The following is a 12,160-nucleotide window of genomic DNA, read 5'->3' as shown; positions in this document are numbered from 1 at the left end:
AGTGCAGTCAGCGGCCCTCCTTGGTTGCCCACTGGCCGGTGGAGCCTCACCGCCGACCTTGCAGCGCACGGAGTGCTCCCCTTCGGTGCGGATGTGACGCCGAGGCTCCTTCGCTGCATCGAACCCGCCCTGGCCGCCACCTTGCGAAAAACCCCGATCATCGGTCGGGTCCCGAACGCGCGGGACCTCCATGCGCGCGACCTTCGATACCCTGGCATCAGAAACCGTTGCGCCCCAATCCTTCGAAGGGATCACTGTGGAGTTTCACATCCTGGGTGCCCTCGAAGTACGACACGAGGGCAGCGAGGTGCCCATCCGCGGCGCGCACCAGCGCAAAGCACTGGCGATCCTGCTGCTCGACGCAGGCCGCACGGTGTCGGTGCAGCGGCTCATCGAGGCACTCTGGGAGGGTGAGCCTCCGGCCACGGCCCGGCGCCAAGTACGCAACATCGTCGCGGCCCTGCGGCGGAGCCTGGCCGAGGACGACCCGATCGAGCGCTCCGGAGACGGCTACCGGCTTACTACGGAAGCGACCGACTGGCACGACTTCCGCGCCGAGGTCGCCAAGGCCGAGGCCGCCGGCGCAGATGCGGTGGCGCACCGCCTCCTGCACCAGGCGCTCCAGCGGTGGCGGGGACCGGTCCTGGCCGGACTCGACTGCGCGCTGATCGGCCCGGCCCTCGTGCGTATGGAGGAGCAGCGCCTGGCCGCCTGCGAGGACTACTACGAGACGGCAATCGCCCTGGGCCTGCACCAGGAGATCCTGGGTGAGGTCGGGGCGCTCGCCGCCGAGCACCCGTACCGGCGCCGCCTGGCCGGCCAGTTGATGCTCGCGTTCTACCGGTCAGGCAACAGCGCGAGGGCACTCCAGGCCTACAACGATCTCGGCGCCCGATTGGGCGAAGAACTCGGCATCGAACCGGACCGCCAGCTGCGAGACCTATACGTCGCCATCCTCCGCGAAGACCCGAGCCTCGACCTGAAAAAAGCCACGCCGCCGCCGGAGGAGGTCGAACCTCTCACGGCTGCCAGCCTGACCGCGCCGACCGAGACCGGCAACGACGAACCGCCGAGACCAGCTCGGCCCCACAGGGCTCGCAGACTGGCCCTGACAATAGCGGTGCTGCTCATCGCATGGGCGACCGCAAGCGACGGCACCGGCCGCCTTGAACCGATGGAGAAGCCAAGCGAGCCCACTGCGATCGATTGGATCCGCGACCCCGGCAACTCGGACTTGAGCTACCCGACGCTCGAGGGCGAGGCGTCAATAAAACTGTTCGGCGCCAGCGCCCTCATTCTCGACCAGGGCAGCCTCCGCCTTGAATCACAGAATGTGGAGATCTGGGCGAAGCGCCTCGATTTCCAATCGATACCGGACGCAGCACTCGCAGGCGAGACGATCATTCTCTCCTTCAACGACCCCGGCGACCGGTCACCGAGCACCGGCACGGTCATGGGCATCGACCTCAACACGGGAGTCGAGCTCTGGCGAGCCGAAAACCAATGGCTGATGGGGATCGTCGACAACACGGTCATCACCGTCGGCTGCAAGGACAGCGGTGAAGCGGCGACCTGCACAATGACGTCCGTTCGACCAACGAAAAGGTCAGTGCGCTGGCAGGTCGAACTCGACTTCCAGGTGTTGCCGGCGAAGCCCTCGGACCGCTACGACAATCCCTGGAGGCAGAACCTCCCGACCGATTACCTGCTGGTCCGTGCGGATTTCGGCACCGCGGGCGACGCGAGGCCCAGACTGGTCGCATTCGATATCGGCTCCGGTGCGGTGCTGAGCGATTTCGACTACACCGATGTCGAGGACTACCAGGTCAACGGCGACTACCTCATGGTCCGGAAGCAGACCACCGTCATCGCCGACGACCGCTGCGAGGCGACCATCGAGACCTACCGGCTCGATACAGGCGTGCGGCAATGGAGCCAAGCAGTGACGACGCCGAAGAACATCGAACAGTGCCGGCCGTTCCCCTCGCTGCAAGGTTCGGGCTACCACTACCCTGCCACGATCGGGCAGACAGCTGCCCTGCTCTGGATACCGAGCGGCGAGATCCGATGGAGCGCCCCGGAACCCTCCTCAGCCCTTCTCGTCCATGGCGACCTGGTGGTGACCGGTGACGAGAGGTCGGGCGGCATCGACATATGGAGCATGGAAACGCACGAGAAACTCTGGTCTGCTCACGATGGTGAGCAGATGTGGGCGCACGGCTCGACGCTCTGGGTGATGGACGAGTCGGCGATCGACGCGGACTGCGGCGGCCTCATCAGCTACGACTTCCACTCAGGCGACTCGATCTGCCTCTCTGGTTCACTGGAGTTCATCGACGACTACGCCGTGGTGATCAGGTACAACGGCAGGTTGCAGATCTGGCCGATCGACCTGTGGGCCGAGTTCTAGCCGACATCAGCGCTCCTCGGCCTCAGCACGGCCGGTGCTGGCTGCCTGAGGCGTTCGGCGCCAAGGCATGCGTGCGGTGACGAGTGCGGCCAGAGCGAGCAGGAGCACGGCCCGCCTGCGGAGGCGGGCAACACGTCAGCTACCAGTGCGGCAATAGCGACTGTGGGTGAGTCGCTTGTTCCCAGGGTGAGAGAGCAAGTCGATGTCCATCCCTCCGTTCTACCCCTGAAAACGCCCGAGACCCTGAAGAACCTCCAGGCCTGTGGATAGCTGCGGTGGCCCCGCGGGCGGACACCTGCTTCGCGCATCTGGTGCTCGAACGCGTCATAGCCGTGAGTGCGGCGGCGCGGTGCCGCTTCCTCATGCGCATCGGTCTCGGTGCCCGTGCCGAATCCGTGCAGGATTCGTGCAGCCCGGCGTCACGCTCGCCGTAGGTCGCCAGCACTGGCGACATGAGTTCCAAGCATCAGGAATGGAGGTTTCCATGCGATTGAAGCGGATCACTGCGCTCGCGCTGATCGGCGGCGCCCTGCTGGCCGCCCTCGCGGCCGCACCCGCCAGCGCCCACACCGCCGCACCCGCCGGCTACACCACCAACGGGGAAGAGCCCTGGCCCAGGGGCAGCGGCTGATCAAGGCAATGGCCTGCCTCGGGCACTGCATTGCCGGCGGGCGGGACCGGGATGCCCTCGGACCACGGACGCAACCTGTGGGCCGGGGGCATCGGCGTCCCCCGTCGACGGGACAGCACCGCAGGCCAGGCACCGCCACCGGGCCCGGGGAACAACCAGCCCGGACGGGCCGCTCGCGGGCCGGCTTGCACGTCCCTGCCGCGGCCGACCGGGGGAGGGTTCCAAAGAGGGGGGCACGGTGTCGGCGTCGGTCACGCCGCGAACCGCGAGCAGGGCGCCAGCGGGCGCGGTTGCCGCCTCGCCAGCACGTCCCCACCCCGGGGGAATGCGGCCGGGCTGCAGACAGGTCCTCCACGGCGTGCCGGGGCCCTGCAGCATCCGTGCAGCCCCCGGTCCGCACTCGTCGCAGACCGTCATCACCGGCGGCACCAGACCATCGTCATCTTGGAGGTCCCATGCGACGCAAGCGGATGACCGCACTCGCACTGATCGGCGGCGCCCTCAGCGCCCGGTCCCGGTCGCAGTGCAGACCCGCGAACAGCGCGTCCCATTCCTGGTCGGGAATGGCCCGCGTAAACACTGTCCGGAAAATCGGGGGTAACACAACTCGAGGCCTGGGCGCACCATCCGGCCGATTGGCCGTCCTATGCCGATGCCGTCGGGCAAGCCCGCACGGGGACGGTCACGAGGGTGACCCCGTTCGGCGTGTTCGTGCGCATCAGCGACTGCGTGGAAGGGCTGATCGCTCTCGAAGCTCTGCAGGTCGAATCCGAGGCCGATGCGTCGCAGGCGTTCGAGGCAGGCCGGCAGGTGCGGGTTCGCCTGGTGGCGGTGGACCTGGTCCAGCGTCGGATCCGGCTCGCGCTGTCTGGAGGGCTGGTCTAGTTCGGTGGGATCTGGAACTCGATAGACATGTCCGGGATAGGGACGAGGCGCAGCTCGCTCCGGTGGCGGAGGGCGGTCCAGCCGCGGGGCCAGATGCGGTCCGATGGCGCGAACTCGCCCACGGTGGCTGTGGCGTCGGTGCAGTCGACTACCGCGTCCCCGGTCAGCACGGTCATGGAGAAGTCGGCCCGGTCTTTGAACTGGGCGCCTTGGAAGCTCAGCAGTGCTTCGAAGCGTGCGCCGCAGCAGGTGACCTGCCCGTGGAACTGCGCTTCGCGGAATCGGGCGATGGACCCGAACGCGGCGTCGTCGAAGGCGACGTCCTGATCGAAGTAGCCGTCGGCGAAGAGCGCAGCATCGCAGAATGTCACCCCGGTAAAGGTCGCTCTGTGACCGAACTGGACGCTTTCGAAGGAGGCCTGGCCGCCGAACGTTGCTCGTCCGAACACGGCCCGGCGCAGGAACCGGGTCTTCGCGAATCCGGCGAAGCCTTCGAAGACGGCCAGGGTGAATCCGGCCTCGAAGATCCAGGTTGCACCGGAGAAGTCGGCGGTGCCGGCGAACCGGCTCTGCCAGAAGCGCACCGGGGCCTCGAAGAGCGCGGACGTGAAACTGGCAGCGTCGCTGAAGTCGGCGGACTGGCACTCGAGCGGGCCGCGGAAGTTCGCGCGGGTGAAGTCGGCGGCGCCTGCGGCCGTGAGGCGGTCCAGGTTGCATTCGGCGGCGAAGAAGGTGTCCGAGCAGTCGAGCGGTCCTTTGACGTCGGCGCGGGCGAAGGTTGCCGAGCCGAGGAACCGGGCCCTGGTGAACCGGGTGTGGCCGTGGAAGACCGCCGCTTGGGCGTCGAAGGCCGGCAGGAGGCAGTCGGTGAAGTCCGCATCGATCAGGACGGCCGTGCGGAGGTCGAGGCGACGCAGGTCCCAGTAGTGGTCAGCGTCCTCGGGTACTCGCACGTGTGCGGAGGGCGGCCCCGACTCGTAAGGGACGCGCAGGTGGTCCAGGAGCAGGCGCTGCGCGAGTGCACGGGCGTCGTGGTGCCCATCCGGGTCGGCGAGAGGGCTGCGCAGGAAGTTGCACCAGGTTTCGGCGACCTGTTCGCGCAGTTCGGGGTGGGCGGTGCCGAGTCGGTCGAGCGCGCGCAGCCCGGTGGTCTGGGAGGCGGAGGTGTCGCCGTCGAGCTGCGCGATGGCTTTGTCGAGCTGGTCGAAGACGTCCTTCTCGACCTGGTGGTCATGGACTTCGCGGTCCAGGCGCAGCTTGAAAATGAACAGGGTGCTGCCCACCAGCGTGGCGATACCTCCGGTGACGGTCCATGCGGTCTTGATCGCTTCGGTGCGGGCGAGGGGGTCGCCCCATGCGGGGGGTAGCAGCACCGCGAACACGAGCACACCGCAGGCAGCGACGAACCCGGCCCCGGCACCGATCCATCGGCGCCAGCGCGGCCACGCTGCGCCCTGCTCCTCCTTCATGAGAAACAGTCTCGCTGAGATCACTCACAGCCACGGTACCGGGTGCCCTTTATGCGCATGCAGTTTTTGATCGAGGCGACGCGTCCCCATTGCACTGCCGCAGATGACGCCCGGGCCGCGCTTGCGGGCGCGGCCCGGGGACCGGTTAGGGCGTTTCGATGTCGACGATCGCGTCGGGGCAATCGGCGACGATCGCCCTCAGCGCATCAGCTTCGTCCTGGTCGACCGTGAGATCCCAGCGAGTCTTCACGCTGACCCACTCGTACGCGTATCGGCATGCGGCACTGGCGTTCGGCGGCATCCACTCGGCCGGGTCCTGGTCGGACTTCGACCGGTTCGCCTTCGCGGTGACCGCGATCAGCGGGGCATCCGCGCCGAGGTCGTTGGCGTAGGACTCCCGCCTGGCACTGTCCCAGTCGCGCGCGCCAGAATCCCAGGCCTCGGCCAGAGGGACCATGTGGTCGATGTCGATCGCTCGGGCGCTGTCGACATAGGTGTCGTCGTAGTAGGAGTACCACCTGCCGCCGGTGACCTTGCAGTCCTCATCAACCGTCGGCGCGACCACGGCACCGTTGACTGCACTAACAGGCGCCTGAGTTTGCATTTCGCGACCTGGTTGTTGATGATCGGTGCGTGGATGTTTCGCATGAGGTCTCGCGTGCCTTTCGGGATGTGATCGAGGGTCGTTGTGCTCTTTCGGGTCTGGGCTCGGTAGTTGCCGGTGACGAGGTGACGCTGCCGTGGGTCGTGTTCGACGGGGTGGACCGTGAGGTCGAGGCCGTCTCGAACTACTTGAGGGATCGGCTTCTGGGCGATGTCAGCCCGCTGACCTGCCGCAGCTATGCATATGACCTGCTGCGATGGTTTCGACTGCTGTGGACGGTCGATGTTGGCTGGGAGGAGGCCACCGAGGCGGAGGCGGCGGCCCTGGTCGGCTGGTTTCGGAACGCCCGGAACCCGCAGCGGCGCCGGAGCACTTCGGAAGGCTTTCCTGCTGGCACTGTCAATCCGAAGACTGGTAAGGCGGTGCTGGCCTCGGGCTACGCGTCGGCAACGGTTGCGCACAACCTGTCCGTGGTTCACGGCTTCTACGACTTCCATCTGCACTTCGGCCGCGGTCCACTGGTCAACCCGGTTCCCGAGAATAAAGCCCGCCGCAAGGCATTGGCCCATCGCTCGCCGATCGAGCAGCGGCAGCAGTTCGCCAGAGCGCGGCTGCGACCGAAGCTGCAGGATCGGCGGCTGCGGGCGATCCCGGACGACCACTGGAGCGAGCTTTTCGCTCAGATGCGCTGCAACCGCGACCGGGCGCTGCTGGCCTGCTACGTGTCTTCCGGGGCGCGCGCCTCGGAGCTACTGGGAATCGAGGCTGGGGACGTCGATTGGATGAAGGGGCAACTCTGGGTGATCTCCAAGGGAAGCAGGAATCGTCAGCCGGTCCCGGTCGCACCGGAAGCTCTGGCTTGGCTCGCCGGCTACTTGGACGAGGCTGGTGTCCCTGACGTCGGCCCGATCTGGCGTACTCGCCGTGGCGCCCCCCGGCCGCTGACCTATTGGGCGGCCCGCCGCATCCTGCAACGCGCCCAGGAACTTCTGGGCACCAATTGGACGCTCCACGACTTCCGCCATACCGCCGCACAGCGCATGGCGCGGGATCCGAATATGACGCTGGTCGAAGTCCAGACGATCCTGCGGCACGCTCACATCACGACTACTGCCCTCTATACCGCGGTCGGCCTGGACGACCTGATCGATAAACTTGCCGAGCACTACCAGCGTCCGGCCCCCGAAACCCGGTGGAATCCGAGCTACGACCCGGCCGATATCGAGGCGGTGTTCGGTGCCCAGTAGCCCTCCTGGCAAGAACGCCAGCTTCCAAAGCTCCACGACCAGTCGCGTCCGCCGTCATGCACTGGAGCAGACCGCTCCGACTGTGTTCTTCGAACCCACCGCGGTGACACCTGCGCCGCCCCCACCACCGGCCAAACCCCCACGGCCGCTGGGGGAACTGGGAGGCACTGACGCTGAAGTCATCGTCGACATCGCTTGTCGCACCTTTGGTATCAGGAATACGAGCCTGCATGTTCGGATGGCTGAAGGCGTCCACCAGGCGCTCAAGGCGCTTGCCGTTTTCGACGGTGAGACGTGGCAGGAGCGGTGGCAGGCGTCGGGCAGTAACAGCGGATCGACACCGCTGCTGGATGCGGTCGAGGACAAGTCGGCCGCCTACTACTCGCTCAACGCGGGGCTGGGACGCCTGTTCGCGATGCGGGTGGTGCAGCCGTCGCTCGCGGCGTTCCGCTCCTACCGTTTCAACAAGTATGCGGCCTCGTTCGAACAGGTCAGCGACGATCCGCAACTGCATGAGTACTTCCGTCGGCTCCAAGACCCGACGATCCCTCCGAGCCGACGAAATCTTGCTCGATCTGACCTGGCCGTCGCCTTGACCGTCTTTGGCATCGACATCGCCGAAATGACTCCCGAAGCCCTCCTGCACTACTCGGTTGCTTCCCGTCAACTCGGAGCGTCCCGCGGCAGCCGGGGCCGAGATGGCTGCTACGCCGCAATCGGAGTCTGGCCGGTGCTCTACGAGATGGGCATCTTCCCGGCCTCGGCGCCGAAGACACTACGAGCGGCCGTGGTCAAAGGGCAACGCAGCATCCCCGAGCTGGTCGACCGCTACCCGATCCGCAACGCTGCGGTCCGCGAGCTGCTCATCAACTACATCCAGCGGCGAGCGGTCAGCTTGGACTACTCGAGCGTCAACGGGCTCACCGTATCGTTGGCCAAGCACTTCTGGCAGGCCATCGAGGCGATCAGTCCCGACCAGGAAGACCTGCGGCTCGACGAGGCGACGGTCACCGAATGGAAGCGACGCGCGGCCACTCGACCCGACGGCACACCCCGGAAGGACCTTGAGCGCGAGCTCCTCAGCGTTCGAGCGCTCTACTTGGACCTCCAGTCGTGGGCGGTCGCCGAGCCCGCACGGTGGGGCCACTGGGCGGTGCCCTGCCCGATCCGTGACGCGGACCTGCGATGGGCCAAGGTCTTGCGTAAGCGGGTCAAAGAGCGGATGGATGGGCGTACCAGAGAACTCCAGCCGATCCTGCCGCTGCTGGTCGATCACGTCACCGAGCGGTGGCATTGGCACCGAGAGCTGCTGAAGGCCGCGAGTGCTCGCGGCAGGGGCGAGGAGTTCGAACTGCACGGCCGGACGTGGAAGCGACTCATCAGCGCCCGGAACGCCACTTGGTACCAGAGCCGGCACGCCCCGGTCCGGGTGCAGAACTGTCTGACCGGTGAGATCATCGCGATCACCAACCAGGAAAACCTGGCGTTCTGGCGATGGGCGCTCATCGAAACCTTGCGGCTGTCCGGTGTCCGCTGCGAAGAACTCGTCGAGCTGACCCACTTGAGCGTCCGCAACTATCGGCGGCCGAACGGCGAAGTTGTGGCCCTGCTGGTCATCAGCCCTTCTAAGACCGACCGCGAGCGGGTTGTCCCCATGTCAGCTGAGTTGTTCCACGTGATCGCCCAGGTGATCCGCCGCCACATTGACCAGCACGGCACCGTCCCGGTGTGCGCCCGCTACGACCTGCTCGAGAAGGTTTGGAGCCCCGAACTTCCCTACCTGTTCCAAGGCGGTCACGTCGGCAGTCGGCGTGCCTTGTCGGCGACCACGATCAACCGGACGATCAACAAGGCAGTCGCCGATCTGGCCAAGACCCAACCAAAGCTGGAGGGGATCACGTTCTCCCCGCACGACTTCCGACGCCTGTTCGCCACCGAAGTGGTCAACAGCGGACTACCCATCCACATCGGTGCGAAGCTGCTGGGGCACATGAACATACAGACTACCCGCGGATATGTTGCCGTATTCGACGAGGACGTCGTCACCCACTACCAGCAATTCCTCGACCGGCGCCGGGAACTTCGCCCGCAGGACGAGTACCGCGATCCAACGACGGAGGAATGGGCTGACTTCCAAGAGCACTTCGACAAGCGCCGCGTCGAGTTGGGCTCTTGCGGCCGCCCGTACGGGACGCCTTGCGCCCATGAGCACGCTTGCGTCCGCTGTCCGATGCTCTCGATCGACCCCAAAATGCTGCCCCGCCTCGATGAGCTTGAGGATGATCTCCTGGACCGACGCCGTCGCGCAGTTGAGGAGCACTGGCGCGGCGAGATCGAGGGCATCGACCTGACCCTGACCTTCCTGCGCAGCAAACGCCACCAGGCCCGCCGCGCCATCAACCTCGGCCTGCCCACCATCAGGCAGTCCCGAAAGGGCGCGGACGGCCGGTAACCGGGCGCTGCTTGGCTGGGCGGGCCAGGTGCGTAGCGCCCCGCGCTGCACGACCGGCCCCACCTCCGGGCGGGGCCGCCCGTCGCGTTCTTAAGCGGGAGACGCCGTCGCCGGCGGCACCCTGAAGGCCCGCTCGCGGTCGTACCGCGCCAGCTCAGGATCCGGCTCGGTCCCGTGCCAGGCCGCCAGCACCTCGCCCTCCCGCACCCGGCTCAGGCCCGCCCGCAGCATCGGCGACGCCGCGTTCGCCCGCCACCACCGCTTCACCGTCTCCTGCAGCGAAGACAGGCGCAGCCCCGCCGCGACGGCCGGGCCCGCCGGCCGACAGCCGTGCCCGTCGTAATCGGGCGAGACCACCCAGAAACCGAGCGATTCATGCCCCGTCCACGGGGCCACCTTTTGTTCGAGCAGGAGCTCCTGCGACACCCACGTCAACCGCGGCAGCTCATCGATGACTCCCTCCTCCAGGAGCGCTTCGGCAATCCCGTCGAGGAACGCGCCCATGCCGACGTGGTCGCCGATCGCGTCGAACGTCCCGGTGAGCTTCGCGTCCGCCGCGTCGAGCAGCCAGTTCGCGTAGTCCTGCACGTCGATCCACTGCACCGGCCGGTCCTTCGCACCCGGTGCCAGGATCTCGCCACCCTCGCTGAAACGCAGCGGCCAGTAGCCGAGCCGATCGCTCGTGTCCCCGGGGCCCACAATCAGCCCGGGCCGGGTAACCAGCGCCCTATCGCCAAGGCGCTCGCGCACGAGGTTCTCGCAGGCGACCTTGCTCACGCCGTAGACCTTCCCCGACGGGTCCGTCGAGTCGGGCGCGGTCGGCTCGTGCACCTCGTCCGAGACGACGTCGTTCTTGGCGTACACCGAGATCGAGGAGATGAACGACCAGTACCCGGCGCCCTCGGCGAGGACGTCCAGGACCGGCCCGACATGCGCGGGGATGCGTGCGACGTCGAAGACCGCGTCGAACTCCCTGCCCCGCAGCGCCTCCACCCCCTCCGGTGAGCTGCGGTCGATCTTGACGAACTCGACGCCTTCGGGCGGCTCACCGCTGGTGCCGCGCGCCGCGACGGTGACGCGGTGGCCACGCTCGACCGCCGTCCTCGCGATGGTCCGGGAGAGATAGGCGGTCCCGCCGAGGACGAGGACCCGCTTCGGTTGTGTGCTCATCCACTTAGCATGGCCGCCAACCAGACAGCTCGCAAGGAGCGTTAGCCCACAGCAGCCCGGCCTGCTCGGAGTGGAAGGCAACAGTGAGAGTTCGCCACAGCGCTCTCAGCAACAAGGAATGCAGGCGGGACTTGACAAGTGCAGAGAAGCCTCGGCGATCAGGACCTCTTGCCGGGTCGAGCAGGAGTCCTTATCCTGGTCGATCCAGTGGTGGAACAGGTCCCGGTCGTAGCCGTCCCGGTGTTCGGCCGCTACCGGTAGCGCGGCGAGCGCCTCGGTGAGGGTCGGTCCGGTGGTGGGCTCGGCGTGGACGGCGCCCGGCGCGGCCAGGCCGGCGGCGAGCGCTGCGGTAGCGATGACGCCGAAGGCGCGAATCAGACGGTGGGGCAGATGAGTACGGGTCACGGCGCTCCTCGCGGTAGTGCGGGTGCGGCGGCCCGCTCCCGCGCGGGCCGCCGATTCGGCACCGACCCTAACCAGAAACCATCCACTATGTACGAATATGTTGAAAGCGTCGACGGCTCAGCCGAGGACGCAGGGCGATGCCGGGTCGACCCAGCCGGGCGCCTTCTCAAAGGAGGCCCCTGGATGGTCGTCTCTTCCGGGGCAAGTCCGATCCCAGGGCAGGCATGGTTTTCTACCGATCCCAACCAGAACTTCACTGCAGCGCCTTGAACGAATTCACTGGACCCGTACAGGTGTCGACCCGTCCCGCAGCACGGACGGCGGCACTCCGGGGCCCGTCCCCGGCAACACCAGCCAAGGGAGCATCCAATGAACCGTTCCATCAATCACCACCGCACCATGGCGATCGATGGGGAGATTCGCGCCGGGATGGAAATGTGGAAGTGGCCCTTCCACGGCGATGGCGGCTCACAAACCGGATCGGGGTCATGTGTCCCTACACTGAGGGGCACCAGCTTGCTACAGGCTCCGGTTGTGCGCCGAGGTTGCGAGAAGCCCCCGCATGGGCGGGGAATTCGCAGCCGCAGTCAACTCCATCAGGTTCGTGTCCGGTCCACCCCCGCATGGGCGGGGAATTGGGACTTGCGGCAGGCGAGAACTGCGGCCGCGACGGTCCACCCCCGCATGGGCGGGGAATTCACCGTCCACGGCTGAACAGGTAGAAAGTCGATCGGTCCACCCCCGCATGGGCGGGGAATTCAAACGACAATCGCACAGCGACTCGGGCTGGACCGGTCCACCCCCGCATGGGCGGGGAATTCGCATCCGAGGCGAGGACCGCGTCGGCGCGAGCCGGTCCACCCCCGCACGGGTGGGGAATTCAGGCA

General features: G+C 67.0%; 9 protein-coding genes. 5 read left to right on the top strand and 4 right to left on the bottom strand.

The window, feature by feature from the left end:
- Positions 1–190: 190 nt before the first annotated feature.
- The 3 genes from BLQ63_RS09945 (at position 191) to BLQ63_RS29615 (ending at position 3,926) form a co-directional block, all read left to right on the top strand.
- Positions 191–2,410, top strand: coding sequence for a BTAD domain-containing putative transcriptional regulator (locus tag BLQ63_RS09945; protein ID WP_091032825.1), 2,220 nt, complete (start codon positions 191–193; stop codon positions 2,408–2,410).
- Between the two features lie 484 nt (positions 2,411–2,894).
- Positions 2,895–3,041, top strand: coding sequence for a hypothetical protein (locus BLQ63_RS28335; RefSeq protein ID WP_177154862.1), 147 nt, complete (start codon positions 2,895–2,897; stop codon positions 3,039–3,041).
- Between the two features lie 579 nt (positions 3,042–3,620).
- Entirely contained in the window at positions 3,621–3,926 is a 306-nt protein-coding gene (locus BLQ63_RS29615) for a S1 RNA-binding domain-containing protein (protein ID WP_091032824.1), read from the top strand.
- On the opposite strand, the gene BLQ63_RS09935 is transcribed toward BLQ63_RS29615, so the two are convergent.
- Entirely contained in the window at positions 3,923–5,395 is a 1,473-nt protein-coding gene (locus BLQ63_RS09935; RefSeq protein ID WP_143014832.1) for a pentapeptide repeat-containing protein, read from the bottom strand. The genes BLQ63_RS29615 and BLQ63_RS09935 overlap by 4 nt on opposite strands.
- A gap of 145 nt (positions 5,396–5,540) precedes the next feature.
- The gene (locus BLQ63_RS09930) at positions 5,541–5,960 is read right to left on the bottom strand and encodes an HNH endonuclease family protein (protein ID WP_218125184.1); all 420 of its coding nucleotides are present in this window, start codon (positions 5,958–5,960) and stop codon (positions 5,541–5,543) included.
- 68 nt (positions 5,961–6,028) lie between these two features.
- On the opposite strand from BLQ63_RS09930, the gene BLQ63_RS09925 reads away from it, so the two are divergent.
- Together BLQ63_RS09925 and BLQ63_RS09920 are read left to right on the top strand one after the other, a co-directional pair.
- Positions 6,029–7,246, top strand: a complete 1,218-nt coding sequence (locus tag BLQ63_RS09925) for a tyrosine-type recombinase/integrase (RefSeq protein WP_205327064.1) — start codon at positions 6,029–6,031, stop codon at positions 7,244–7,246.
- A gap of 238 nt (positions 7,247–7,484) precedes the next feature.
- Positions 7,485–9,698, top strand: coding sequence for a tyrosine-type recombinase/integrase (locus BLQ63_RS09920; RefSeq protein WP_218125183.1), 2,214 nt, complete (start codon positions 7,485–7,487; stop codon positions 9,696–9,698).
- Positions 9,699–9,788: 90 nt separating this feature from the next.
- Here BLQ63_RS09920 and BLQ63_RS09915 read toward each other — a convergent pair whose 3' ends face one another.
- Positions 9,789–10,868: an NAD-dependent epimerase/dehydratase family protein gene (locus BLQ63_RS09915; RefSeq protein ID WP_091032817.1), complete on the bottom strand. Its 1,080-nt coding sequence runs from the start codon at positions 10,866–10,868 to the stop codon at positions 9,789–9,791.
- Between the two features lie 105 nt (positions 10,869–10,973).
- Positions 10,974–11,273: a hypothetical protein gene (locus BLQ63_RS09910; protein WP_091032814.1), complete on the bottom strand. Its 300-nt coding sequence runs from the start codon at positions 11,271–11,273 to the stop codon at positions 10,974–10,976.
- Positions 11,274–12,160 lie beyond the last annotated feature (887 nt).

The sequence above is a fragment of the Glycomyces harbinensis genome (genome assembly GCF_900101745.1).
Classification (GTDB): Bacteria; Actinomycetota; Actinomycetes; order Mycobacteriales; family Micromonosporaceae; genus Glycomyces; species Glycomyces harbinensis.
This window is presented reverse-complemented; position numbering and strand designations above follow the sequence as displayed.